Genomic DNA, 25,416 nt, shown 5'->3' with positions numbered 1-25,416 from the left:
TACCAGAAGGGGCTGCACCTGCGATGAATGTTGACTTTATCAATCCTTTTCTCGACTCCCTACTCAATGTGCTCAAGACCATGGCCAACATGGAGCTTAAACCCGGCAAACCCAACCTGAAAAAAGATAATCTGGCCAAGGGCGATGTGTCGGGTCTCATCGGCATGGTCGGCCCCCAGACCAAGGGATCTTTATCGATCACCTTCGAAGAGTCGCTGATCTTAGAGATCATGAACAAGATGTTGGGCGAGAAGCCCGAGAGTATAGATGAAGAGGTGACAGACTTGGTGGGCGAACTCACCAACATGGTAACCGGTGGCGCCAAGAATCTCCTCAGTGACAAGGGCTACGAATTCGACATGGCCACCCCTATCGTGGTGTCGGGTAAGAATCACACCATAGCCCACAAGTCAGACGGACAGAAGATCATCATGCCCTTCAGCAGCATCTACGGCACCGCCTATATCGAGATCTGTTTCGAGAGCTAACCGATACCTAACTCATCAGAAAGGCTGGTTCACCATGATCCAGAACTGGCCTTCCTCCTCGCCCACGGCACAGTCCGTGCGCACCACCACACCCTCCACCTCAAAGCGAATCCCCCCGCCCACAGTGGTCTTCATCTGGCTGTGAAGGCTATCTAGACTGAACTCGCCGCTGACCTTGCCCGCCTCGGCAAATGCCGTCCACTGCCACCAGGGAATGTCAAACCAGCGAAATACGGGTAGTGTCTGCAATGGATTCCACTTGGGGGTCAGACGATATTCGGCGGCGTACAACACGGCACTGCGGCCGGTAAATTGATTGCCGCTGTAGCCGCGAAGACGCTTGAAGCCCCCCAGGCTCACCCCGGCAAAGCTCGGCGGGCGCTGATAGGCTTGGCTGGCCTCATCATAGCTATTCCAGGTGGGGGTATCGGCCAGATAAACATCGAATGCCAGCACCCGACTGTCGAACCAATCGCTCTGCCCCTGGGACAGATAGAGGCTCTGCTCAAACTCCCAGGTGGTCCAGCTCTGACGCTGACTGCTACCCCAGTCTCGGGTAAGGGTAAGGCTGGTGCGCCCGCCCTGCTGACTGTTTTCGCGGTTATCGCGATTGTCCCAGGCCAGCTCCAGCTCGAGCCCGCGTGCCGACTGTGGCAGCGACTCGAATCCGATGAGGGTTTGCTGGGTATAGAAAGGAGTCAGCTCGATACTGCTCACCCCTGAGGTGATTGGGTTCCATTCAAGGCTCGCCGATGGCGCCCCTTTGAGACTGGCGACCGCCCCCTTGGCACCCCGCCCCCAGGGCAGCACGTATTTAAGATGCAGCCGGGCAAAGGACTCATCCCCCTGGGTCACCACCCGCGTAGGCTGGCCAGTCATACTCGCAGGCGCCTGCCCGGGCACATAGAAGATCCCTTCGGTATAGCGGGCGCGGTAATACTCGCCGGAAAACAGCCAGCTATCGACGCCTAGGATCTGATAGTCATAGGCCCCAAGATAGCTCACCCAGGAATCGTTGGCCGAGCCTAGTCCCAAGGCAAACAAGGAGGCCTGACGCTGCCCGGCGTGTTTCACCACACCGGCGGCGCCCATAGAGGTGCTCAGGGTCTCGGTGGCGAAGATAAAGGGCACGGCGACAAACTCGGCGCGCGCTCCATCACCGCTATTGATCTGTACCTGAGGCGCCAGATCGTCACTGGCCAGCGCCAGACCAGCCGGTAGGGCGAGCGTTGCGGCAAAAAACAAACGGCTAGCCTGAGAAGCTAGCCGCGTGAGCGATGCTTTAGGGGGGAACAGATCTGGCATCGATTACTCGAGACAGACGGCGACGCGCGGGGTCAGCTTAGTCACCAGCTCATAGGCGATGGTGCCTATATGCTCGGCCACCTCTTCGACCGGCAGCGCCTTGCCCCAGAGCACGGCGGTATCACCCACCTTGTCTGTGGCGTCTATGCCCAGATCCACGGTCAGCATGTCCATGGAGACCCGGCCCACCACAGGCACCAGGCGGCCATTGACCCAGACCGGCGTGCCCTCTGGCGCATTGCGGGGATAGCCATCACCGTAGCCGATAGCCACCACACCCAGCTGAGTGTCTTGCTTGGCCTGCCAATAGCTGCCGTAACCCACGGGATCGCCCGCCTTATGGTCGCGCACGGCGATCAGCTGGGAAACCAGCTCCATGGCAGGCTCCAGGCCATGATTGCGGCCAAGATCGCCAACAACCGGCGACACGCCGTACAGGGCGATCCCCGGACGGATCCAGTCGGCCTGGGTCGCGGGCCAGTAGAGGGTGGCGGCCGAATTAGCCAGGGTGCGATCGCCCGGTAGCTTGGCGGTCATCTGCTCGAAGCGCCTCGCCTGCTCTGCGGTAGCGGGATTCTCCGGCTCGTCGGCGCAGGCAAAATGGGTCATCAGATGGATCGGTTTAGCCACCTGTGGGCAAGCCTGCAGACGCTGATAGATGGCCTCAAACTGATCTAAGGTGAACCCCAGACGGTGCATGCCTGTGTCTACCTTCATCCACACCGTCACCGGCTTGGCAAGGCTTGCCGTCTCGAGCATCTCAACCTGCGACTCATGGTGCACCACGGTATCGATGTCGTGCGCCACCAGGGTGGGCAGATCGCTCTGACGGAAGAAGCCTTCGAGTAATAGCAGCTTGGAAGAGACGCCACCGGCTCTCAGTTCCAGCGCCTCTTCCAGACGCGCCAGGCCGAAACCGTCGGCGGTGGCCAAACAATGGGCCACATTCAGCAGGCCATGGCCATAGCCGTTGGCCTTGACCACGGCCATCACTTTACTCTGGGGCGCCAGCTGGCGTAATCGCTGTAAATTCGACTTCAGCGCATCGCCGCTGATCTCTGCACGGGGAAAGGGTTTCAAACAATAACCTTAATGTTAATGGCGTCGAGACTCGATGAGGGTAACGCAAAATAGCGAGCCATAGGGCTAATTAAACCAAGTTTAATCTCACCCTACGAGCTTATACCAATCGGAATAAAAAACTGCTACCTACTGTGATCGGTATTAGCCGGCTTAATCTTCTTCGAACTGCGGACCGGCGTAGTTATCGAAACGGGAGAACTGGCCCTGGAAGGTCAGACGCACACGCCCGATGGGGCCGTTACGCTGCTTACCTATGATGATCTCCGCGGTACCCTTATCTTCGGAGTCGTCGTTATACACCTCATCACGATAAATAAACATGATCAGATCCGCATCCTGCTCAATAGAGCCAGATTCACGCAAGTCCGAGTTCACCGGGCGCTTGTCGGCGCGTTGCTCCAATGAGCGGTTAAGCTGCGACAGTGCGATAACCGGGATCTCCAGTTCCTTCGCCAGCGCCTTGAGTGAGCGCGAGATCTCGGCGATCTCCAGCGTACGGTTGTCGGCCAAGGCAGGCACCTGCATCAGCTGAAGGTAATCGATCATGATCATCGACAGGCCACCGTATTCGCGGGCGATACGTCTGGCGCGGCTGCGCACCTCGGTCGGTGTCAGGCCCGAGCCATCGTCGATATACATCTTGCCCTGTTCGAGCATGATCCCCATGGTCGAGGAGACGCGAGCCCAATCGTCATCGTCGAGCTGACCCGTACGTATCTTGGTCTGATCCACCCGGCCCAGTGAGGCCAGCATACGCATCATGATCTGCTCCGAGGGCATCTCGAGACTGAAGATAAGCACTGGCTTGTCTTCATGCAGCGCCGCCTGTTCACACAGGTTCATGGCGAAGGTGGTCTTACCCATAGAGGGACGCGCAGCGACGATGATAAGGTCGCCCGACTGGAAACCCGCCGTCATGCGGTCGAGATCGTTGAAGCCACTGGACACCCCGGTCACACCGTTGTGCGGGTTGTTGTACAGCTCCTCGATCTTATCCACCGTCTTCTCGAGGATGGTCTTGATCCCCTCTGGGCCCTCGTTGGCGTTGGCGCGCTGCTCGGCAATCTTAAATACCTTGCTCTCGGCCAGATCCAGCAGCTCACCGGAATTGCGCCCCTCGGGGTTAAAACCGGCGTCGGCGATCTCGTTAGCCACCTTGATCATCTCGCGCACCACGGCGCGCTCACGCACGATGGCGGCATAGGAGAGAATGTTGCCCGCGCTCGGGGTGTTCTTGGCGATCTCGCCCAGATAGGCGAAGCCACCGGCATCTTCTAAGTGATCTTCAAGCTCCAGCTGTTCGGAGACGGTGATCAGATCGATAGGCTGACCCGCGGCCACCAGTGACTCCATGGCGGTAAAGATCATCTTGTGGGAGCGGGAATAGAAGTCATCCTTCACCACGGCCTCGGCCACCTTATCCCAGGCATCTGAATCCAACATCAAGCCACCGAGCACAGACTGCTCGGCCTCAATCGAGTGGGGCGGCATCTTCAATGCGTCGATCTGTATATCTCTAGGCTTTTTCTTAGCCTGAAATCCACCTTGCTGTGACATTAACTCTCCAAATTTCCAACGATTAGGCAAAATATGATATAAAACCCGGGTCAAGCAGAAACAGGCCTCTGACCTGTTCGTCCTACAAACTTACACATAATAATTAAGGAATAAACATGCGCAAAGCATTGGTTGCAGCCTTAATGCTGTCATCTGGCGTTGTCATTGCCGATGAAGGGCAATGGCAACCGTATCAAATGCCATCGATCGCCGACAAGCTGAGCGAACGCGGTATCCAAATTCCAGCAAAACAACTCGCCGATCTGACCCAATATCCGATGAATGCAGTTGTCGGACTGGGGTATTGTACCGCCAGTTTCGTGTCCCCCCAAGGGTTAGTTGTGACGAATCATCACTGCGCCTACCGCGCGATTCAATACAACAGCAAGAAAGAGCACAACTACATCGCCGATGGCTTCCTGGCGCGCAAACAAGCGGACGAACCTTCTGCCGGCCCTAACGAACGTCTCTATATCACCGAAGCCGTCACCAATGTCAGCGACCAGGTCACCAAAGATCTCAGCGACGACCCGCTGAAACGCTACGAAGAGATCCAGGCTAACCGCAAGGCCCTGATAAAAGAATGTGAGGCAGACGACAACTACCGCTGCTCGGTGCGCAGCTTCCACAACGGCCTAGAATACTACCTGATCAAGCAGCTCATCATTCGCGACGTGCGTCTGGTATACGCGCCACCTAAGAGCGTCGGCTCCTTCGGCGGTGACATAGACAACTATGAATACCCACGCCACTCGGGCGACTTCACCTTTCTGCGTGCCTATGTAGGCAAAGACGGTAAGCCGGCCGCCTACTCGCCAGACAACGTTCCCTTCAAGCCTAAGAGCTACCTGAAGATCAACGCCGATGGCGTCAAGGCGGGCGACGGCGTATTCGTAGCCGGTTACCCAGGCTCGACCAGCCGCTACCGCCTCACCAGCGAGCTAAAATTTGCCAGCGACTGGCTCTACCCAACACTGGCTACACGCTACCAGCAGCGTATCGACACCATAGAAGCCATGGGCGCCCAGGACGCCGGGGTTAAGATCAAATATGCCGGTACCCTGGCCTCGATGGCCAACCGCATGAAGAAGTACAACGGCCTGCTCGATGGCTTTAAGGCCACCGACATCGCCGGTATCAAGCAGGCCCGCGAAGACGATTTCCGTCAGTGGCTAACCACAGACAGCCAGTACCAGAGCTATCAGGCCAAGTTTGACCAGCTTGAGACCCTGCTGGTTGAGCAGCGCCAGGCGCTGCAGACCCGCTACTTCTTCGAAAACGCTCAGTCCAGCGATCTGTTGGCCACCGCCAATCGCCTCTATCGTCTGGCCAAGGAGAAGACCAAGCCGGACGCCGAGCGTGAGGAAGGCTATCAAGAGCGCGACATGAAGATGTTTAAGGCGCGCCTCAAGCGTATCGATTCGAGCTTCGCCATCAGCGTCGACAAGACGCTGTGGATGCAAGATCTGAACGCCTACCTGGCCCAGGACAACCGCGTACCTGAGCTCGACGCCATGCTCAAATCAGACGACCCTGAGGTAAGCCTGAGCGACAAGCTCGACGGCCTCTACTCGCTGACCGGCCTGACCAATCAGGCAGAGCGTCTGGCCTGGATGGACGCCGATGTGAAGGCGTTTGAGACCAGCGCCGATCCTTTCATCCGCATCGCCGTTGCCCTGTACGACACCAACCTGGCCCAGGAAAAAGCCCAGAAGACCCTGGCGGGTAAGCTATCTAAGGCGCGTCCTGGTTACATGGAAGCCGTTATCGCCTACTACAAGGCCAACAACTGGCCCGTGTACCCAGATGCCAACGGCACCCTGCGTATCACCTACGGCATGGTAGACGGTTATCAGTCGAAAGACGCCCTCTACAAGCAGCCCTTCACCCGCCTGGAGGGCATAGTCGCCAAGCACACTGGCGTCGAGCCGTTTGATGCGCCCAAGAAGGTACTGGATGCCATCAAGGCCAAGCGCTATGGCAGCCACAAGGTGGAGTCTGTTTATCAAGACCCAGCCTCTTGGTTATGCCGCCTGTTCTCTTGCCTGGACAAGCCTGAAAGCTTTGGCTCAGTGCCGGTGAACTTCCTCTCCAGCGTCGATACCACAGGCGGCAACTCTGGCTCGCCTGTGTTTAACGGCAAGGGCGAACTGGTTGGCCTGAACTTCGACTCTACCTATGAGGCGATCACCAAAGACTGGTTCTTCAACCCAACCATCACCCGCGCCGTGCACGTGGATTTCCGCTACATTCTGTGGATGATGGATGAGGTGGATCACGCCGACAACCTGATCGGCGAGCTGGACTTAGTCAGAAACTAGTCAGAAACTAGTCTTACGGCAGTCCGTTTACACCATAGACAAATACCCGGCATTGCCGGGTATTTTTTACTTGTCGCTAACTCGTCAGAGACATAGCCTAGTAGCGGGCAGCACTCACTATCGGCTCACCTTACTGGCGACACAGATAGAACCCGGCGAATCGTGCTAGGCAAAATAGCATTAAAAATACGCCGTTTCTTCGTCTATTTCGGGCATAAAAAAACACCGCACTAATCAGATTAGCGCGGTGTTTCTTTTAATCGTTTAAAACTGTGTATTAGTCTTCTGCAACAACAGAAAGCTTAACAACAGCCTTAACTTCAGCGTGAAGCTGAACGTCGATTTCGAATTCACCAGTAGTGCGGATAGCACCTAGTGGCAGACGAACTTCGCTCTTAGCCAGTTCAACGCCAGCAGCAGTTACTGCATCAGCGATGTCACGGTTACCGATTGAACCGAACAGCTTGCCTTCGTCGCCCGCTTTAGAAGCGATAACAACAGCTTCAAGAGCAGCTAGCTTCTCAGCGCGCTCAGTAGCAGTTGCTAGTTCAGCAGCTAGCTTAGCTTCTAGTTCAGCACGACGTGCTTCGAATACTTCAGTGTTAGCAGCGTTAGCAACTACCGCTTTACCTTGAGGTAAAAGGAAGTTACGAGCATAACCAGCTTTAACTGACACTTGGTCACCCAGGTTGCCCAGGTTAGCGATTTTATCAAGTAGAATAACGTTCATTATTAATTCCTCTAAATTGATGCGCTATTACTGATGTAGATCAGTGTAAGGCAGTAGAGAAAGATAACGAGCACGCTTGATAGCGCGAGCCAGTTGACGTTGGTATTTAGCGTTTGTACCAGTGATACGGCTAGGAACAATTTTACCACTTTCAGTGATGTAGTTCTTTAGAGTAGCGATATCTTTGTAATCGATCTCAGTAACGCCTTCTGCAGTGAAACGGCAGAACTTGCGACGACGGAAATAACGTGCCATTTTGACAGTCTCCTAAGTTTTCAATTCGACATTTTCAGCGTGTAATACCAGGCGGTTTTGACCATTGCGTCCTCTCTGGAGGGCGATGAAACCTTTGACCTCGATATCCACACCGGTTTTCAGTTTGTCTGTGATGCTGTTAAAGCGTTCGCCACTGAATATCACTTGCATCTGGCAGTATACGTTTCTCAGCATCTCTGCTTCATAAACCTGCGATTTGTGTTCCAGCATGATCACACAATGTGGGATGCCTGCCGGGCTACTAAAGCTTCTGGACCGAGTGATGGTTCCAGATAACACCAAGTGATTGGTGGCCACAAATAAACTTACTCTGCTGCGTTTTCAGCGGCTTCTTCAGATGCTTCAGCTTCGGCAGCTGGAGCTGAACGCTCTTCGCTAGAACGACGCGCTTCGCGCTCGTCTTTCGCTTTAGCCATTGGAGAAGCTTCGGTGATGGCACCCTTGGTACGCATAACCATGCTACGAAGAACAGCGTCGTTGAAACGGAAAGCTGTTTCTAGCTCTTCAACCGATTCTGCAGTCGCTTCTACGTTCATCAGAACATAGTGAGCCTTATGCAGTTCGATGATTGGGTAAGCCAGTTGACGACGGCCCCAGTCTTCTAAACGGTGGATTTGACCGCCAGCTTGGGTAAGGATACCCGTGTAACGTTCGATCATACCTGGCACTTGTTCACTCTGATCAGGGTGAACTAAAAATACGATTTCATAATGACGCATTTTTTGCTCCTTACGGTTATCTAGCCTCGTTGTTGGCTCAGTCAGACCAAATGGAGGCAAGGAACTAAATAAAGTGACTGAATTAAGCCGCGGAATAGTACATGGTCACACCTCAAAACTCAAGCAATATCTTTCCTTAATCACTTTGCCCATCGCCCGGTGAAACGGTATGATAGTCCGCTGTCATTTTTGTGTTCCAGACGCGTGCAAAAAATAAAAATAATGTTAAGAGCAACAAGTTTATTTATCACACTCGGCCTCAGCCACAGCGCCTGGGCCTTGGTGCCTCCGGACTATCAGGAACCCCCTAGCGACTTCTCTGCCGAGATAGAAGCCGGCCTGCAGATCAACACGGGTAACACAGAGTCCAGCAGCTTCAATGGCCGTACCAAACTGGTCTACGACACAGACAACTTTCGTCAGGAAGGGGTATTCAAGGCCTACTTCGCCTCCGACTCGGAAAAGACCACCTCGGAGAAGTACGACGTCCAGCTCCAGTCAAGCTACAAGATCTACTCGGGTTATATCTTCGCCCGCGGCGACTTCACCGAAGACAGATTCGGTAGTTATACCCGCATCTCAATCGTATCGACCGGTTATGGTTTCGACGCCATCAGCGACAGCAGCACTAAGCTGAGTCTCGAAATCGGTCCTGGTTATCGTTACAACCTGCCCCAGGTGAGCGAGTCGGTGCCCGACCCCGAGGCCGATCGCGAGGCGATTCTGCGTACCGCCGCCAAGTTCGAACAGAAGATCCACGAATACACCAGCTTCAACGCCGACCTCACCGCCGAAACCGGCGAGTCCAACAGCACGGTCACCCTGGACATGAGTTACAAGAACACCCTGTTCCAGGACTGGGCGTTTAAGATCGGCATGAACGTCAAGTACACAGAAGTGGTACCCGAGGGGTCGAAGCAGACGGATACCGTCACTACCTTTAATCTGCTCTATACCTTCAAATAAAGATTTGCGAACCTTGATGAGCACAAGGATTCAATGCTGCTCTGGTAGATGAAGCACTGCTTCAATTGCTTATACATCAAGCCGGTGTAGATATTTAAAAGGGTGCTTTGAACAATAGCAGCATGGTTGGGATAACCTCCCGCTGACTAGGCTTATAACCTGCTTTGCTCAATCGCCTTTATTAAATTTTCGGGATCGTTTGTACCCAAACACACTGCTGTACCATCTTTTAATGTTAACTCAACAGCAGTTAGGCCAGAGACGTTATATAACCATCCAGTTGAAATTAATCGAATTCCAAGTCCATAGTACCATTTCGTTCTTATCTTTTTGATCGACTCGATTTCAGATGTTTTTATCGATTTACTCCAAAACTTTGGACCAAAAAACCACTTTACTTCTCCATCTTCAACTTTGATCGTTAATGATGAAAAAAGAATTGAAAGCACACCTACAATTAAATATGCAAATCCAATAGGTTCAGTAGGCTTCGTTATCGAAGCAAAGATCAGCACTAATGTTACAATTGCCATAATTGAAAGCATCGCGATACCAGGCTGAGTGTTTTTATACTGCATTATGATCTCCTTTCTACAGCTAGTGGCTTTTTATCCTGTCTAACGGATAAATCCATGCCGATAATTAATTTACGCTCCAAATACCGATGTAACTTACCGATGAAGAGACATTCCATCACTTTTTAGCCTATATACAGTTAAAGCATTCCTCAAAATTAATCAATATCACCTCCCTATGCCAAATGAAGGCCAAATCGAAGAGACGTTTAGATACGGGTGTAAGCACGCTTTTGGCTCTCGGCGGCATGGCCAAAAATGTTCCCTACATTTTTTGGCATTCCCTACATCCATGTAGGTCAGTACCGCCGTGAAGCATATAGGGATATATCCAAACAACATCCCTGTTTAACAGCCAGTTCGGCATCCATGCCTCTCGTTCGTGAACACAAAGCTGCGCTTCACTCACCGTGCCAAAAGAGTGCTTGCACATCCCCCGCCGGGCAGGCGATAGATATCAAAGAAGGTGCGTTGCTCAAACTTAACTAACAAATGAATGAATCATCAATTGCTACAATGCAAACGTGATTGAATGGCATAGAAAGAATTGGCTCCCACCTATAGCAAACTCTTTAAATCTCTAATTTTATGAGACAAGTCCATGTTCTCTTGCCTAATTTGTTGTTCTGTTTTCCGAATAGACTTCTCGATTTCTCTAACTTCGGCATCCGAAGTACTCGCAGTGCTCAGCTTTCGATGTTCAATGGACCTTTGCTCATACAAAGACTTTAATCTTTCATTGTGAGCCTTGGTCATCTTTTCAACTTGCGACTCAACAAAATCAGTGGATAGGGGAGAACGGTTTTGTGCAGAAATAATCATAGCTTCCATCAGGGGATTAGGCTCATGTTCCAAAAGCTTGGGAATGTGTGGTGCTGTAAAAGCTAGTACTCCTAACGCCAATGAAAAGGCCATATAAAAATAGATAGCCTTAAAATACTCCTTACTCTCTTCTCTTACTTGTTTATTTAACAGGAGTCGATAAGCCATAAAAGCTAACAAAAAGGCTAGACCGCCAAACCCTAAATTTAGTATTTCAACTATGTTCATTCCTTTGCCCACTGTTTCAGCCTAAAAACCTTATCATCCATAGATACCTATATTACAAATCCTACGTAAGTATTTAAATACTGATTAGAATTTAGCTGTGCTAAAGGTCTCTTTTTCATGTCCTTACGCTTTAAAACAAATGAATAAAATCTTGATCTGAATAAATCCAATATTGCTCAATCGAAGAAACGTTTAGATACGGGTGTAAGCACGTTTTGGCTCTCGGCGGTATGGCCCAAAATGTTCCCTACATTTTTTGGCATTCCCAACATCCATGTAGGTCAGTACCGCCGTGAAGCATATAGGGACATATCCAAACAACATCCCTGTTTAACAGCCAGTTCGGCATCCATGCCTCTCGTTCGTGAGCGCCAAGCTTCGCTTCACTCACCATGCCAAAAGAGTGCTTGCACATCCCCGCCGGGCAGGCGATTGATAACAGCGGTGGTTAACGCTGCACGATCCAAGCAAGAACAAATGCACTTTAACCGGACACATAGAAAATTCCGATACCGTTCAATCGAAGAGATGAAAGTACTGGGTGTAGATGCATCTGCGGACGTCGATGGCAGGGATGCCATCGTCGAGCCTCCATGGATGGATTCACGGCGTGTAGCAGATGTATCTGCACATAAGCGAGCCGCAGGCTATTAACAACAGCGATGGTTAACGCTGCACAACCCACCCCAAGCAAATATCCCCCGCCGGGCAGGCGTTAGATAACAATGAAGGTTAACGCTACAATCCCCTCACTAAACGACCACGTCGTCAAACGACAGATACAAAAATGCCGATGAAGCCTAAACCTCATCGGCATTCCTACCACCTATGGAAACCCAATAGGCTAAATCAAAAATTCAAAGATCGAATTTCCGATCACCCCAAGCGTTGGCGAACCGCCTCGAACAAACAGATCCCTGTGGCTACTGAGACGTTGAGGCTAGATACACTGCCCGCCATCGGGATAGAGGCCAGCGAATCACAGCTCTCGCGGGTCAGGCGACGTAAGCCTTTGTCTTCGGCGCCCATGGCGATGGCAATAGGGCCTTTAAGGTCTGCCTTATAGAGGTCGTGCTCGGCTTCACCGGCGGCGCCGACGATCCAAACGCCCTTCTCTTGCAGGCTCTTCATGGTGCGCGCCAAGTTAGTCACCTGGAACAGGGGCACCACTTCGGCGGCGCCACAGGCAACCTTGCTAACGGTAGGCGTGAGGCCGACCGAATTGTCGCGCGGCACGATCACCCCGTGCACCCCGGCGGCGTCGGCGTTACGCAGACAGGCGCCCAGGTTGTGGGGATCGGTGACGCCATCGAGGATCAGCAGAAACGGCGTGTCTGTCTTATCCAGCAGTGCCAGCAGATCATTGTCATTGAGCTGCTTGGCAGGCTTGGCGCGTACCAGCACCCCCTGGTGCTGACTGCTGCCGGCCTTGTCGTCCAACGCCTTGCGTGACGCCTGCTGTACCGAGACGCCATACTCGGCGGCCATGGCCAGCAGCGGCATCAGACGTTGATCGTCGCGCCCCTGCAATACCCACATCTCGATCACCCGCTCAGGGCTGTTCTTTAGCAAGGCCTCGACGGCATGGATGCCGAAGGTGAAATCTTGTTTCTTCATCTGGTTTGAGTCTCTTATTTCTTACTGCTGCGTTTCTTCACGCTCTTACGTTTCTTGGCACCCGGCTTGGCAGATGACTTCTTGGCCCCTGCCTTCGACTTACTCGCGCCTGACTTGCCGGCTGCGGGCTTGCCTGCTCCAGATTTGCCGTCGCTGCGTCGGGCAGAGCGGCGCTTACCGCTGGGCTTATCATCCTCTTTACCCTTGCGGGACATCTTGGCCCCTTCCAGGTTGACCCGCTCGCGGGCGGTCAGCGGCTTCTTGGCGCGGCGCGGACGTGACGTCTTACCATCGTCGCCCACCATCATGAGATCGATCTGGCGATCGTCCAGGTTAACCGCGGCCACCTTGACGGTAACGGCATCGCCTATCTGATACACCTGACCCGAGGCCTCGCCCACCAGGCGCTGACGCATATTATCATAGTGATAATAGTCACCGCCCAGGGTGGAGATATGCACCAGGCCGTCGATGAAGAGGTCGCTCAGGCGGACGAACATGCCGAAGTGGGTCACAGAGGCCACCACAGCCTCGAAGGTGTCACCCACATGGTCACGCATAAACTCACACTTGAGCCAGTCGCTGACGTCGCGGGTCGCCTCGTCGGCGCGCCGCTCTGTGTTGGAACACTCTTCGCCCAGCAGATCCAGCTCTTCGATCTGATAGTGATAGCCACCATCAGGCGTCCACTTGTCACTGGCCTCGCCACGCTCCTTGGCCAGCAGGTAACGGATCACCCTGTGCAGGATCAGGTCCGGATAGCGACGAATCGGCGAGGTAAAGTGGGAATACTCCTCCAGCGCCAGGCCGAAGTGGCCCTCGTTGTCCGGGTTATAGGTTGCCTGACGCATGGAGCGCAGCAACATCACCTGAATCAGCTCGGCATCGGGGCGGTCGATCACCTGCTCCATCAGGGCCTGATAATCGGCAGGCTCCGGCTCCAGGCCACCGCCCATGGCAAGGCCACGCTCCTTGAGGAAGTCTTTGAAGTTGGTCAGCTTCTGCTCCGACGGCGCCTCATGCACCCGGTAGAGCACCTCGCCCTTATGCTTCTTCACAAACTTTGCCGCCGCGACGTTAGCCAGGATCATGCACTCTTCGATGATCTTATGGGCCTGGTTACGGGTACGCGGCTCGATGCGCTCGATCTTACGCTCGGCATTGAAGATAAACTGGGTTTCCGTGGTCTCGAATGCTATGGCACCACGCTGGGCACGGGTCTCATCCAGAGTCAGGTACAGAGACTGCAGGGTCTCTAGATGCGGGAAGAGCGGCTTGAGCTCATCGCTCACCTCGCCACCTTCGAGCATATCCGCCACCTGAGTATAGGTGAGACGGGCATGAGAGTGCATCACCGCCGGATAGAACTTGTATCCCGACAGCTTACCCGCCGCCGAAATGGTCATCTCAGCCACCATACAGAGGCGATCGACCCCCGGGTTGAGGGAGCAGAGGCCGTTAGACAGCTTCTCCGGCAACATGGGGATCACCTGAGACGGGAAGTAGACTGAGTTACCGCGAGCACGGGCTTCTTTATCCAGCGCCGATTCGGTGCGCACATAGTGACTCACGTCGGCGATGGCTACCCACAGGCGCCAGCCGCCACTCTTCTTGGTCTCGGCATACACGGCATCGTCGAAGTCGCGGGCATCTTCACCGTCTATGGTGACCAGCGGCAGCTTACGCAGATCGACTCTGCCCAACTTGTCCTCTTCGGTCACTTCGTCGGGGATCTTGCGCAGCTTCTTCTCGATCAGGCTCGACCAGGTATGGGGCAGATCATAGTTACGCAGGGCGATCTCTATCTCCATGCCCGGCGCCATCTCTTTGCCCAGCACTTCGGTGACCTTACCTGCCGCCTTCATGTAGCGGCCGGGACGGCGGGTCAGCTCGACCACCACCACGTCACCCTGACGGGCACCGTTGCGATCGCCATCGGGGATCAGGATCTCCTGGGTGATGCGCTTGTCATCGGCGATCACGAAGGCCATGCCTGAATCTAAGTGAAAACGCCCCACTAGTGGCGCGGTGCGCTCATGGGTGAGACGGACGATGCGTGCCTCGCGGCGTCCCTTACGGTCGACACCGGCCTTCTGGGCCAGCACCTTGTCGCCGTGGAAATACATCAACATGTCACGGTTATTGATGAAGAGGTCGTCGCCGCCTTCATCGAGTTTAAGGAAGCCGAAGCCATCCTTATGCCCCAGAACAGTACCGCTAAGCAGATCCATGCGCTCTGGCAGGCCATAGGCCTGGCCACGGGTAAAGACCAGCTCGCCGTCACGCTCCATGGCCCGTAGGCGACGGCGCAGGGCTTCGAGCTGCTCTTCGTCGGTTATCTTGAGCGCCTGAGCGATCTTCTCGCGATTGAGGGGTGATTGCTGTGAGCGTAAGTAATCTAAAATATACTCACGACTAGGAATGGGGTTGTCGTACTTCTCTTGTTCACGCTTTAAATGCGGATCTTTGATCATTCATTATCCATAAATTTTGCCCAGGCTCTCCTTTTCTTGTTAAGGGGCTTAGGGCGATTACCGGGATCTCAGGTGCGCCTGCTTAGCCCTCTCAACTGCACTTGCGGGCATCTTCGCTTCCAGCACCATCAATAATTTTAGGGCTTCCTGTTTGGTCGCCTCATCACTAAATACATCGTTATACAGCCAGTGGTAACCCATCTCATAATCTCTGGGGCTACCATAGCCTTCGCCAAACAATCTGACCAGCATCATACGCGCTGGCAGATCGCCACCGGCGGCAGCGGGCAGTGTGTATTGCACCGCACGCTCCTTATCTTGGATCACGAACTTTCCGTCATGGTAATACTCGGCGATCCTGACCATGGCCTCGGCGCTCCCCTGCTCTGCGGCGTCGCGTAGCATAGAGATCCCCCGTGGCGGGTTGGCCTTGACGCAGATGCCATAGTTAAGCATCTCCGCCCATAAATATTGGTACAGCGGCTGCTTCAATACCTCGGCACGCGCCTCGATATCTTGCACCAGCTGACAGTCGTCTCCCGTGACGCGGGTCAGGTAAGACTTGTCGCGGATCATCTCGATAAGCTGCTCTTGGCTGTAGATATTGACCGCCTTCAACCCTTCCGACCTGTTTTCGGTGGGCTTATTATCAACCGCCTTAGCGGTTTGGGGCTCGGCATGGGCCAGGGTTGATAGCCAGGCCAGCAACATAACACATACTAATCTTGCCATAAGAAAGCTCTCTTGGTTGATCTCACGCCTTATCTCTCAAACAGACTCAGGCAGTATACCTTATCTTATCGGCCGCTGCGGCATTAGCTTAAAAAGTGATCGCATGCTTATCGCTAATAGATCTCAATTTACCCACAGATATTCGAGCCTGGTGCGCTCAAAGTATCTGCGACAAAGTCATTTGCGGTAAAAGCATTTGCAATAAAATCGCTTGCAATAAAAAGGCCGCTTAACGCGGCCCTTATGATTAACTGAACGGATTCACTAGAATCATGGTCTCGTTTCTGTCGGGACCCGTTGAGATAATATCGACTGGCGTTTCCAGTAGCTCTTCTACACGCTTGATGTAGTTGATCGCTGCCTGTGGCAGTTGATCGATAGAGGTCGCACCAAAGGTGTTCTCGCTCCAACCAGGCATAGTCTCGAGCACAGGAGTAACCTGCTCGTAGCCTTCGGCTGCCAATGGCGTAACCGTTGCGATGCTGCCATCTGGGTACTGGTAACCCACACAGATCTTAACTTCTTCAAGGCCGTCGAGTACGTCAAGCTTCGTCAGACAGAAACCGCTGATGCTGTTGATCTGTACCGCGCGCTTCATGGCAACGATATCTAACCAACCTGGACGACGCTTACGACCAGTGGTCGCACCGAATTCGTGACCCTTAGTACCTAAGTGATCGCCGATCTCGTCTTGCAGCTCAGTTGGGAAAGGACCCGCACCCACACGTGTGGTGTATGCCTTCATGATACCGAGCACATAATCCAGGTGACGTGGACCGAAACCTGAACCCGTCGCCACACCACCTGCAGTAGTGTTTGAAGAGGTTACGAATGGATAAGTACCGTGGTCGATATCCAGTAGGGTACCCTGTGCGCCTTCAAACAAGATAGGCTCACCGGCCTTACGTGCTTGATCCAGCAGCTCAGTCACATCGGTACACATGCTCTTCAGATAGTCGGCGATGGCCAACGCATCTTTTAGTGTGGTCTCGTAATCAACCGCTTCGCAATCATAGTATTCGGTCAGCATGAAGTTGTGATATGCCATCACTTCCTTCAGCTTCTCGGCGAATAGTTCTGCATTAAACAGATCGCCAACGCGAAGACCGCGACGAGAGATCTTATCTTCATAAGCAGGACCGATACCACGACCCGTTGTACCAATAGCTTTATTACCGCGTGCTTTTTCACGTGCGATATCTAAGGCACAGTGGAAGGGAAGGATCAACGGACACGCTTCGGAGATAAGCAGACGCTCCTCTACAGGGACGCCACGCTCTTTAAGCATGTTGATCTCTTTCATCAGGGCGTCGGGCGCAAGCACAACACCATTACCGATAATGCATTTTACATTATCGCGTAAAATTCCTGATGGAATAAGATGAAGAACGGTTTTGTCACCATCGATAACAAGAGTATGACCAGCATTGTGGCCACCTTGATAACGAACGACATATTTGGCCTGTTCGGTAAGTAGATCGACTATCTTACCCTTTCCTTCGTCACCCCATTGGGTGCCGAGAACTACAACGTTTTTGCCCATTATTTGCTGCAAGGTAGTGGTTAAAACGGGATTTTAGCAGATCTTGGGGGGGAAGTGGCAAGTAATTTATGAAAAAATAATCAATATGACCACGCCCGCGGTCACTAAAGCACCACCCAACCTTTGCAAAACTCGTTGATTTTGGCTGGAAATTTCTTGCAAATATGCCCGCCAACGATTCGGAAATAAAAGCGGACCTATCCCCTCGATAATCAGCACTATCGCTAAAACCAGCATCAGGAGTTGGAATGTCATCTAGGTGTGTTTCCTATAGCGAACAATTGAGCCTTAAAAATAGCAGAAAACGGCCATAAAAAAACCCAGCACAAGGCTGGGTTTTTCCAATCTTCGCGGCGTAATATTAACGCTTTGAGAATTGTGGCTTACGACGTGCTTTACGTAGACCGACTTTCTTACGCTCAACTTTACGAGCATCACGGGTAACGAAACCAGCGGCACGTAGAGAAGGACGTAGAGCTTCATCAAGCTCCATCAGGGCACGAGTGATACCGTGACGGATTGCACCTGCCTGGCCAGTGATACCACCGCCCTTAACAGTTACATAGATGTCTAGCTTTTCAGTCATTTCAACTAGCTCTAGAGGTTGACGAACAACCATACGAGCAGTTTCACGACCAAAATATTCGTCAAGTGGACGTTGGTTCACGACGATGTTACCACTACCTACTTTAGCGAATACGCGAGCAGTAGATGTTTTGCGACGGCCAGTGCCGTAGTACTGAGTTGCAGACATTAGCTTACTCCCGGATTAGATATCAAGAACTTGTGGTTGTTGTGCAGCATGGTTGTGCTCTGCGCCAGCGTAAACTTTCAGTTTACGGTACATGGCACGTCCCAGAGGACCTTTTGGCAACATACCTTTTACTGCTTTCTCGATAATCATTTCTGGCTTATGATCTTGCAGCTTATCAAAAGTAATCTGCTTGATACCACCTGGGAAACCAGAATGAGAGTAGTAAGTCTTAGCTGCTGCTTTGTTACCAGTTACAGTTACTTTCTCAGCATTGATAACGATGATGTAATCGCCAGTATCAACGTGAGGAGTGTATTCTGCCTTATGCTTGCCACGTAGACGACGAGCGATCTCAGTAGCGATACGACCTAAAGTTTTACCTTCAGCGTCAACAACGAACCATTCGCGCGTCACTGTTTCTGGTGTAGCAGTATATGTAGTCTTCATTTACAAAAACCCAATGTTTAAATTCTGTCTCAAATGCCATTATTTTTAATAAATAACAACACAAAAAATGCCATTCTCCGCCCCTTCGAGCAAAGAATAAGGCTTTACAACTTCCGCCTTTTTGACGGAGTAACGAGGGCAGGTCGCGAATTATAGACAAAGCTGAGTTAAAAATCACCTAATTTTTTCAGCTAATTTAAATGATTTACTCAGCTTTGGATCGATTTGGCGCCGAAACGGTAAAAAGCGCCATTTATCGGTTGAATCTCGCCCTATGGCAGGTGTTCCAGCGCGAGATAGTCGTGCGATTGCATCTCGGTCAGGCGCGAACGACAGCGTCTGAATTCGAAACTCAGCAGCCCCTGGGTATAGATCTCCTCCAGTGCTACCTCGGCCGAGATGATCAGCTTAACATGGCGCTCATAGAACTCGTCCACCATGGCCAGGAAGCGTCTGGCGATATCATCGCCCGTGCTCTGACTGCCCATCTGCTCGACACCGCTGAGCAATACTGTGTGGTAGAGACAGGCCAGCTCCATATAGTCGCGCTGGCTACGGGGACCGTCGCACAGATCGCGAAAATCGATCAACAGCACCCCTTGGGCCTGCTGGCGGATGGCGATCTCACGGCCATCGATATCAATCGCCTCGCGGGAGACTTCCGACTCGGGCGCCAGCTGCTGGAAATACCCCAGCAGGTTCTTATCGGCCTGAGGGTCTAATGGATAATGGTAGATTTCGGCCTGCTCCAGGGTGCGCAGGCGATAGTCGATGCCGCTGTCCACATTCAACACCTGACAGTGCTTGTTAATCAGCGCAATCGCCGGCAGGAAACGCGCCCTTTGCAGGCCGTTGCGATAGAGCTCATCGGGAATGATGTTCGAGGTGGCCACCAGCGCCACCCCTTCGGCAAACAGCGCCTGAAATAGTGTGCCCAGCAGCATGGCATCTGTAATGTCTGAGACGAAGAACTCGTCGAAACAGATCACCTGATAGCGCTCGGCCATCCGCTTGGCAATCACCAACAGGGGATCACGCTGCCCCTTGAGGTTGTCGAGATCCAGATGGATCTGATGCATGAAGCGATGAAAGTGCGCCCTGAGTTTACGCTCGCCCGGCAGTGCATCATAGAAGGTATCCATCAGATAGGTCTTGCCGCGCCCGACGCCGCCCCAGAGGTAGAGGCCTTGCACCGAAGGCGCCGGCTTAGCCAGGAAACCCAGCAATTTCGCCATCCCCTTCGGCTTTTGCTGCGCCGCAATCAACTCATCATAGACACGCTGCAGGGCCTTGACCGCCTGCTCCTGAGCGGAGTCATAGGAAAAGTCATCACGTTGTAGATCGGCTTGATAATGCTGCCAAGGGGTGAGATGCGACACTGAAATTATTCTCTTCTATCCTTAATCCAATCGCTAAATGGTATCACGACACGCAATCTCAGGGTATATGTGCACCAAGCTTAAACCTGAGCAGACACAGACAAACGTTAATGGGACGACCAGGGTTTTACCGCTCGCTAGTCGATGAAGACTAACGAAAAATTAACCTTTGTTAATCACCTGAACTTTATCGAGAAGGCGATAGTCGGATTGAGTAACACAGTCTTTTAATCACTTGATTTACGTCCGAGTAGCCTTATATCTACAAAGTCATAAGTTCATAATTGCAACATTGGAGTCATGAATAGATGAAAACGAAATTATCACTACTTTCCGCCGCACTGCTCGGCGCGAGCCTGATGGTTATGCCTGCCGTTTCTCAAGCCGCCATTCCACTGGCCGTCGACGGACAGGAGCTACCTAGCCTGGCGCCCATGCTGGAGAAAACCACCCCAGCCGTGGTGGCCGTCGCCGTATCTGGCACCCATGTCTCTAAGCAGCGTCTGCCCGACGCCTTCCGCTACTTCTTCGGCCCTAACGCCCCGAGAGAGCAGGTGCAGGAGCGTCCCTTCAAGGGGCTAGGTTCTGGGGTCATCATAGATGCGAAAAAAGGCTATATCGTCACCAACAATCATGTGATCGACGGTGCCGACGAGATCTTGATTGGCCTGCATGATGGCCGTGAGATAGAGGCCAAGCTTATCGGCACAGATGCCGAGTCCGACGTGGCCCTGTTACAGATCGAAGCCAAGAACCTGGTGGCCCTCAAGCGCGCCGACTCAGATGAGCTCAAGGTGGGTGACTTCGCCGTGGCCATTGGTAACCCCTTCGGTCTTGGCCAGACAGTTACCTCGGGCATCGTCAGCGCCATGGGCCGCAGCGGCCTAGGTATCGAGATGCTGGAGAACTTCATTCAGACAGACGCCGCCATCAACAGCGGTAACTCGGGCGGCGCCCTGGTAAACCTCAACGGTGAGCTGATCGGCATCAACACCGCCATCGTCGCCCCGGGCGGCGGTAACGTAGGCATCGGCTTTGCCATTCCGGCCAACATGGTCAACAACCTGGTGGATCAGCTGATCGAACACGGCGAGGTACGCCGCGGCGTGCTGGGTGTCAGCGGTCGAGACCTAGATAGCGAGCTGGCCCAAGGCTTTGGCCTGGATTCGCAGCACGGCGGCTTCGTCAATGAGGTAATGCCAGACAGCGCGGCGGATAAGGCGGGCATCAAGGCTGGCGACATCATAATCAGCGTCAACGGCAAGCCTATCAAGTCCTTCCAGGAGCTGAGAGCCAAGATAGGTACCATGGGTGCCGGTGCCAAGGTGAAGCTCGGTCTGATCCGCGACGGCGATGAGAAGACGGTCACCGCTGTGCTAGGCGAGGCTAACCAGCAGACAGAAACCGCGGCCGGTGCCGTACATCCTATGCTGGCGGGTGCAACGCTAGAGAACAATAAGAAAGGGGTCGAGATCACAGAGATCGCCCAGGGTTCTCCGGCGGCGGCTAGCGGCCTGCTCAAGGGCGATATCATAGTCGGGGTCAACCGCACCCGTATCGAAGATCTTAAAGAGCTTAAGGCGGAACTTAAGGAGCAACACGGCGCCGTAGCCCTGAAACTGTTGCGCGGTAACAACAGTCTCTATCTGGTACTCAGATAGGACGACTTGGGGGCCATGGCCAGGCTTAACCGCCTGCGCCATGGCCTCTTTTAATTCTCGCTTTATGCACTTAGGCCAATAGTGCCCTATAAATAAACATGTTAATCTAACGCTACTTTCCCCATAACACCTTAAATCATGACGCTTAAAGACACGGTAATTTACATCGCGAAAGCTGTTTTTTTCGGCCTCATCATGGCCGCCGTCTTTCTGGTCATCACCCCATGGATCACAGGCACGGCTAACCACGGCAACTTCTTCCAGAGCCGCGGACAGAACGGAATAGAACTCTCCTTCTCCCAGGCAGTACGCCGCGCCGCACCGGCGGTAGTCAACATCTACAGCCTGAGCATAGATCAGAGCCGTCCGCTCAATTCGGGCTCGCTGCAGGGGCTGGGATCGGGCGTGATCATGAGTAAAGAGGGCTACATACTCACCAACTATCACGTGGTCAAGAAGGCCGACGAGATAGTGGTCGCCCTGCAAGATGGTCGCAAGTTTACCTCTGAGGTCGTGGGTTCTGATTCTGTCACCGACTTGGCGGTGCTCAAGATAGAGGGCGATGCCCTGCCCGTCGTCCCCATCAACTTAGATGTGCCGGCCCAGGTCGGCGACGTGGTACTGGCCATAGGCAACCCCTATAACCTGGGGCAAACCATCACCCAGGGGATCATCAGCGCCACGGGTCGTAACGGCCTGAGTTCGGGCTATCTGGACTTCCTGCAGACAGACGCCGCCATCAACGCGGGTAACTCGGGCGGCGCGCTCATCGACACCAGCGGCCGACTGATCGGCATCAACACCGCCGCCTTCCAGATTGGCGGCGAGGGTGGTGGCCATGGCATTAACTTCGCCATCCCCATCAAGCTGGCTCACAGCATCATGGGCAAGCTGATTAAAGATGGCCGAGTGATCCGTGGTGCACTGGGCATCACAGGCGAGGCAATCAACCCTGTGATGGCGCAGATCCTCAACCTGCCGGATCTGACCGGTGTCATGGTGACGGGAGTCGATCATCAAGGGCCAGCCGCCCAGGCCAAGCTCAGACCCAGAGACGTGATCACTAAGTTTAACGACGAAACCGTTCCCGGTGTCGAGATGCTGATGGACAGAATTGCCGAGACGCCACCTGGCACTCAGGTCACCATGACCATCATACGCAGCGGCAAATACTATGAGGTGCCCGTCACCATAGGGGAAAATCTAGGCAGTGAGTAAAAGCCTGTGAATAAGGGCCACTGAGTAAGAGCCAGTGAACAGCCCGCATAAAAAAGCCAGCAATCGCTGGCTTTTCTTTTATCTGTTCTATGGCTGATAGCCCAACCTAAGTGTAACGGCTCAACCTAAGTGTAACGGCCCAACCTAAGTGTAACGGTCCAACCTAAGTGTAACGGCCTAACCTAAGCCTAACCGCCAACCAGAGTTGTGGCAGGCCAGTCGCTATCGACTCGGACGCTTAAATAGCCGGAGCCAGAAACCACATTCGAGCAGCGCGCCGACGACCAGCAGGCTCAAGGCCCCCAGGTGCATCCCCACGCCGTAACAGATAAGGGCGCCGATAAGCAGCGCGACTAACAACGCCATCCTTTTGCTGTGTGCCATATACTCTCCTTAGCATAATTAAATTGGCCGACCTTTTTATACTACAAGTATAAGCAGATCTGTACCGCCCAGATGAGATTAAATATGTTTCATCCCTGCAGAGGAAGTTCTTGCGAAGGACTAGGGCCATTCGCTGCAAACTGTGCCTTGCATCTATCCACTTTTAGCACACGCAGAGCAAGCACGGGACTTATTCGCACCTTCCCTAAGCCTTACTAAACCTGGCATGGCGCTTATCGCCAACTTGACCGCCTAGGCCTGCGGTGAGTCTTGATCTGCATAGCGGTGACTCATCTCCCCCCCAAAAAAAAAGACCACCTTAGCGCAGTGGCTGAGATGGTCTTCACCTATGGGGAAGGGCAATGAATCACTTTTTAACTTCATTATCGTGGGCACAACCCACACTTATTATCTAACCTGTTATTTATGGATCTTAGTCAGGGCCGCCGCCTTCTCTGTGTAGTCGCCATGACAGTTACCACAGGTAAACTTGGCCGTACCCCAAGGCATTTGATACTTACCATCGTCGGTAAACTGTTTTGCATCGGGTGACAGGTCTAGGGTGAACAGGTGAGACTTGATATCACCAAACACCACATCGGCACTGCCTAACTTAGGTCCAGTGGTTACCGCACTCTTAGCAAGTTTCGGCATATGACAGTCGGTACATTCGGCAATGGAGCTATGACCGTAAGATCCGCCACCATCGGCAAACGCCATAGTATGACAGTCGCTACAGGCCTTCACCGCGCCCGCATGTAGACCATCGCTGCTTTCCTGATTCTTGGTTGACTTGTGCGCATCATGACAGCTGGTACAGCTCATGCCTTTCTTGGCACCAATCTCCTCGCCGGCTTTGTAGGCACCATGATCTTGCGGTACGACACCCAGGAGTTCGTCGGCGGTTTGGTGATGCTGAGCCAGGCCTCCCTTAGCAATGATACGTCCCCCTACCTGACTGCCCGCAGGGAAAGCACCGTTGTACTTGCTGACGAAGCTTGGATAGTCCTTCTCACCGTCACGGGTATGACATTCGGCGCAGGTAACGGCTTTGCCATATGCCATATCCTCGGCAAGGAAATCATCCGTGGTGCGCGCCGTCGCTATCTTGGTGATGTTGTCTTTCGAAGGTGCCTTCACGTGTAGACTACCGGCACCGTGGCACGATTCACACTGAATCCCCTGCTCGGCAAAAGTTCCGTTCATGCCGGGTAGATCGCCTTGACGATCCGGATTACGGCTGTCGCCACCGGCCACGTCTGTGGTGCGCTTCCAGCCCGTGGTGTGACAGTTACCACAGCTGTACTGCACATCAAATTCGGTATCTTTGTAGTTACCCATGACGTCCGGGTCGGCGGGGTGATTGTCGGGAATGTTCAACTCGCCTTTACTGTTATGTATGTTGTACTGGACATTCTTACCCGTCACTATGTAACCGTCTTTATCCAACCAACGCATCTTCCAGTGATAACCGCCCACCACATAGCTCACCTCATCATAGCTAGTCGGCGCCCCCAGGGTATTGTTTGGCGTCGAGTCGACCAACAGATCTATGGCTCCGGTGATGGTGCTCTCTGGCGTATAAGGAAAACTCGGCTGCTCGCCAGCGGTGATCTTCTGAATCTTGAAGTTATGGCCCGTCTTGGCGAATGAGGCATGCTGATCCCCATGACAGCCAGCACAGGCGGCAGAGCCGACATAGGCTAAGGCTTCAGGCTCAGGCAGCGCCTCGACGGTCACGGTAACCTCACCAACCGCCTCATCTGTGCCATCTGTGATGGTATAGTTAAACTTAACCTCTCCCGCCGCGTCACCCGCGGTATATTCAACCTTACCCTCCTTGATGACCGCACTATCGGAGCTGACAGAGACGATTGACAGGGTATCGCCATCGGCGTCGGTATCGTTTGCCAGCACATCTATGCTGACCATTTCTGACACGGTAACGGTTGCGCTATCGGCAACGGCAACGGGCGGGGTGTTGCTTTCAACTGGTGGAGGGGTGTCGTCATTATCACTACCACACGCCACCAACATAGAGATCATGCTAGCAAGCAATAGCTTTTTACATGGAATTTGGCTGCTCATATATTCATCCTCTCGTGGCTTATGACAATCACCAACTTGCAGGAAGGGT

At 53.2% G+C, this 25,416-nt stretch carries 24 protein-coding genes; 5 read left to right on the top strand and 19 right to left on the bottom strand.

From position 1 onward, the window contains the following. Positions 1-23 precede the first annotated feature (23 nt). Positions 24-488: a chemotaxis protein CheX gene (locus DB48_RS09040; RefSeq protein WP_041509971.1), complete on the top strand. Its 465-nt coding sequence runs from the start codon at positions 24-26 to the stop codon at positions 486-488. Between the two features lie 15 nt (positions 489-503). Here the strand turns inward: DB48_RS09040 and DB48_RS09035 are convergent, their stop codons facing one another. The 3 genes from DB48_RS09035 to dnaB all read right to left on the bottom strand — a co-directional run bounded on the left by DB48_RS09035 (position 504) and on the right by dnaB (position 4,433). Then, positions 504-1,733: a hypothetical protein gene (locus DB48_RS09035; protein WP_235375371.1), complete on the bottom strand. Its 1,230-nt coding sequence runs from the start codon at positions 1,731-1,733 to the stop codon at positions 504-506. Between the two features lie 63 nt (positions 1,734-1,796). Then, positions 1,797-2,873, bottom strand: a complete 1,077-nt coding sequence (gene alr, locus DB48_RS09030) for an alanine racemase (RefSeq protein ID WP_041509969.1) — start codon at positions 2,871-2,873, stop codon at positions 1,797-1,799. Between the two features lie 153 nt (positions 2,874-3,026). After that, on the bottom strand, positions 3,027-4,433 hold the full coding sequence (dnaB, locus tag DB48_RS09025; RefSeq protein WP_041509968.1) for a replicative DNA helicase: 1,407 nt from the start codon (positions 4,431-4,433) through the stop codon (positions 3,027-3,029). Between the two features lie 116 nt (positions 4,434-4,549). Between dnaB and DB48_RS09020 the strand changes: the two genes are divergently transcribed. Next, the gene (locus tag DB48_RS09020; RefSeq protein ID WP_041509967.1) at positions 4,550-6,754 is read left to right on the top strand and encodes a S46 family peptidase; all 2,205 of its coding nucleotides are present in this window, start codon (positions 4,550-4,552) and stop codon (positions 6,752-6,754) included. 277 nt (positions 6,755-7,031) lie between these two features. On the opposite strand, the gene rplI is transcribed toward DB48_RS09020, so the two are convergent. From rplI to rpsF, 4 genes are read right to left on the bottom strand one after another with little or no spacing between them, the layout of a single operon-like run. Next, complete coding sequence (gene rplI / locus DB48_RS09015) at positions 7,032-7,484, bottom strand: 50S ribosomal protein L9 (protein WP_041509966.1); 453 nt, start codon at positions 7,482-7,484, stop codon at positions 7,032-7,034. Positions 7,485-7,511: 27 nt separating this feature from the next. Next, entirely contained in the window at positions 7,512-7,739 is a 228-nt protein-coding gene (gene rpsR, locus DB48_RS09010) for a 30S ribosomal protein S18 (protein WP_011867078.1), read from the bottom strand. Positions 7,740-7,751: 12 nt separating this feature from the next. Next, a complete protein-coding gene (gene priB / locus DB48_RS09005; RefSeq protein ID WP_041509965.1) occupies positions 7,752-8,057 on the bottom strand; it encodes a primosomal replication protein N in 306 nt (101 codons plus the stop codon). Between the two features lie 8 nt (positions 8,058-8,065). Then, positions 8,066-8,479, bottom strand: a complete 414-nt coding sequence (rpsF, locus tag DB48_RS09000) for a 30S ribosomal protein S6 (RefSeq protein WP_041509964.1) — start codon at positions 8,477-8,479, stop codon at positions 8,066-8,068. Between the two features lie 222 nt (positions 8,480-8,701). On the opposite strand from rpsF, the gene DB48_RS08995 reads away from it, so the two are divergent. Further along, on the top strand, positions 8,702-9,445 hold the full coding sequence (locus DB48_RS08995; protein ID WP_041509963.1) for a DUF481 domain-containing protein: 744 nt from the start codon (positions 8,702-8,704) through the stop codon (positions 9,443-9,445). A gap of 152 nt (positions 9,446-9,597) precedes the next feature. Here the strand turns inward: DB48_RS08995 and DB48_RS08990 are convergent, their stop codons facing one another. The 10 genes from DB48_RS08990 to zapE form a co-directional block, all read right to left on the bottom strand. Then, entirely contained in the window at positions 9,598-10,023 is a 426-nt protein-coding gene (locus DB48_RS08990; protein WP_041509962.1) for a hypothetical protein, read from the bottom strand. 555 nt (positions 10,024-10,578) lie between these two features. Then, a complete protein-coding gene (locus tag DB48_RS08985) occupies positions 10,579-11,070 on the bottom strand; it encodes a hypothetical protein (protein ID WP_152619125.1) in 492 nt (163 codons plus the stop codon). Positions 11,071-11,946: 876 nt separating this feature from the next. Beyond that, on the bottom strand, positions 11,947-12,687 hold the full coding sequence (gene rlmB, locus DB48_RS08980) for a 23S rRNA (guanosine(2251)-2'-O)-methyltransferase RlmB (protein WP_041509960.1): 741 nt from the start codon (positions 12,685-12,687) through the stop codon (positions 11,947-11,949). 14 nt (positions 12,688-12,701) lie between these two features. After that, a complete protein-coding gene (gene rnr / locus DB48_RS08975; RefSeq protein WP_041509959.1) occupies positions 12,702-15,161 on the bottom strand; it encodes a ribonuclease R in 2,460 nt (819 codons plus the stop codon). Positions 15,162-15,218: 57 nt separating this feature from the next. Beyond that, positions 15,219-15,893: a tetratricopeptide repeat protein gene (locus DB48_RS08970; protein ID WP_041509958.1), complete on the bottom strand. Its 675-nt coding sequence runs from the start codon at positions 15,891-15,893 to the stop codon at positions 15,219-15,221. Between the two features lie 247 nt (positions 15,894-16,140). Beyond that, positions 16,141-17,436: an adenylosuccinate synthase gene (locus DB48_RS08965; protein WP_041509957.1), complete on the bottom strand. Its 1,296-nt coding sequence runs from the start codon at positions 17,434-17,436 to the stop codon at positions 16,141-16,143. A gap of 66 nt (positions 17,437-17,502) precedes the next feature. Further along, positions 17,503-17,691 carry a DUF2065 domain-containing protein gene (locus tag DB48_RS08960; protein ID WP_011867088.1) on the bottom strand — a complete coding sequence of 63 codons (189 nt, stop codon included), beginning with the start codon at positions 17,689-17,691 and terminating at the stop codon, positions 17,503-17,505. Positions 17,692-17,797: 106 nt separating this feature from the next. Then, a complete protein-coding gene (rpsI, locus tag DB48_RS08955) occupies positions 17,798-18,190 on the bottom strand; it encodes a 30S ribosomal protein S9 (protein WP_011867089.1) in 393 nt (130 codons plus the stop codon). A 15-nt stretch (positions 18,191-18,205) separates the two neighbouring features. After that, entirely contained in the window at positions 18,206-18,637 is a 432-nt protein-coding gene (gene rplM, locus DB48_RS08950; RefSeq protein ID WP_011867090.1) for a 50S ribosomal protein L13, read from the bottom strand. A gap of 272 nt (positions 18,638-18,909) precedes the next feature. Further along, positions 18,910-20,016, bottom strand: a complete 1,107-nt coding sequence (gene zapE, locus DB48_RS08945) for a cell division protein ZapE (RefSeq protein ID WP_041509956.1) — start codon at positions 20,014-20,016, stop codon at positions 18,910-18,912. Between the two features lie 308 nt (positions 20,017-20,324). On the opposite strand from zapE, the gene degQ reads away from it, so the two are divergent. Beyond that, positions 20,325-21,677, top strand: a complete 1,353-nt coding sequence (gene degQ / locus DB48_RS08940; protein WP_041509955.1) for a Do family serine endopeptidase DegQ — start codon at positions 20,325-20,327, stop codon at positions 21,675-21,677. Between the two features lie 138 nt (positions 21,678-21,815). Continuing rightward, complete coding sequence (gene degS / locus DB48_RS08935) at positions 21,816-22,895, top strand: outer membrane-stress sensor serine endopeptidase DegS (RefSeq protein WP_041509954.1); 1,080 nt, start codon at positions 21,816-21,818, stop codon at positions 22,893-22,895. 222 nt (positions 22,896-23,117) lie between these two features. On the opposite strand, the gene DB48_RS20225 is transcribed toward degS, so the two are convergent. Both DB48_RS20225 and DB48_RS08930 read right to left on the bottom strand, forming a co-directional pair. After that, positions 23,118-23,279, bottom strand: a complete 162-nt coding sequence (locus DB48_RS20225; protein WP_160290146.1) for a hypothetical protein — start codon at positions 23,277-23,279, stop codon at positions 23,118-23,120. 420 nt (positions 23,280-23,699) lie between these two features. After that, complete coding sequence (locus DB48_RS08930) at positions 23,700-25,367, bottom strand: Ig-like domain-containing protein (protein ID WP_041509953.1); 1,668 nt, start codon at positions 25,365-25,367, stop codon at positions 23,700-23,702. Positions 25,368-25,416: the final 49 nt, after the last annotated feature.

The organism is Shewanella sp. cp20 (genome assembly GCF_000832025.1).
GTDB lineage: Bacteria > Pseudomonadota > Gammaproteobacteria > Enterobacterales > Shewanellaceae > Shewanella.
Note: the sequence above shows the minus strand (reverse complement) of the source record. Positions and strands in the feature narration are given on the sequence as shown.

Bases quoted from the DNA above. Each gene is read 5' to 3' on its own strand.
- DB48_RS09040 (WP_041509971.1), top strand. From the start codon at position 24: ATGAATGTTGACTTTATCAATCCTTTTCTCGACTCCCTACTCAATGTG.
- dnaB (WP_041509968.1), bottom strand. From the start codon at position 4,433: ATGTCACAGCAAGGTGGATTTCAGGCTAAGAAAAAGCCTAGAGATATA.
- DB48_RS09020 (WP_041509967.1), top strand. From the start codon at position 4,550: ATGCGCAAAGCATTGGTTGCAGCCTTAATGCTGTCATCTGGCGTTGTC.
- rplI (WP_041509966.1), bottom strand. From the start codon at position 7,484: ATGAACGTTATTCTACTTGATAAAATCGCTAACCTGGGCAACCTGGGT.
- rpsR (WP_011867078.1), bottom strand. From the start codon at position 7,739: ATGGCACGTTATTTCCGTCGTCGCAAGTTCTGCCGTTTCACTGCAGAA.
- rpsF (WP_041509964.1), bottom strand. From the start codon at position 8,479: ATGCGTCATTATGAAATCGTATTTTTAGTTCACCCTGATCAGAGTGAA.
- DB48_RS08995 (WP_041509963.1), top strand. From the start codon at position 8,702: ATGTTAAGAGCAACAAGTTTATTTATCACACTCGGCCTCAGCCACAGC.
- DB48_RS08990 (WP_041509962.1), bottom strand. From the start codon at position 10,023: ATGCAGTATAAAAACACTCAGCCTGGTATCGCGATGCTTTCAATTATG.
- DB48_RS08985 (WP_152619125.1), bottom strand. From the start codon at position 11,070: ATGAACATAGTTGAAATACTAAATTTAGGGTTTGGCGGTCTAGCCTTT.
- rlmB (WP_041509960.1), bottom strand. From the start codon at position 12,687: ATGAAGAAACAAGATTTCACCTTCGGCATCCATGCCGTCGAGGCCTTG.
- rnr (WP_041509959.1), bottom strand. From the start codon at position 15,161: ATGATCAAAGATCCGCATTTAAAGCGTGAACAAGAGAAGTACGACAAC.
- DB48_RS08970 (WP_041509958.1), bottom strand. From the start codon at position 15,893: ATGGCAAGATTAGTATGTGTTATGTTGCTGGCCTGGCTATCAACCCTG.
- DB48_RS08965 (WP_041509957.1), bottom strand. From the start codon at position 17,436: ATGGGCAAAAACGTTGTAGTTCTCGGCACCCAATGGGGTGACGAAGGA.
- DB48_RS08960 (WP_011867088.1), bottom strand. From the start codon at position 17,691: ATGACATTCCAACTCCTGATGCTGGTTTTAGCGATAGTGCTGATTATC.
- rpsI (WP_011867089.1), bottom strand. From the start codon at position 18,190: ATGTCTGCAACTCAGTACTACGGCACTGGCCGTCGCAAAACATCTACT.
- rplM (WP_011867090.1), bottom strand. From the start codon at position 18,637: ATGAAGACTACATATACTGCTACACCAGAAACAGTGACGCGCGAATGG.
- degQ (WP_041509955.1), top strand. From the start codon at position 20,325: ATGAAAACGAAATTATCACTACTTTCCGCCGCACTGCTCGGCGCGAGC.
- degS (WP_041509954.1), top strand. From the start codon at position 21,816: ATGACGCTTAAAGACACGGTAATTTACATCGCGAAAGCTGTTTTTTTC.
- DB48_RS20225 (WP_160290146.1), bottom strand. From the start codon at position 23,279: ATGGCACACAGCAAAAGGATGGCGTTGTTAGTCGCGCTGCTTATCGGC.
- DB48_RS08930 (WP_041509953.1), bottom strand. From the start codon at position 25,367: ATGAGCAGCCAAATTCCATGTAAAAAGCTATTGCTTGCTAGCATGATC.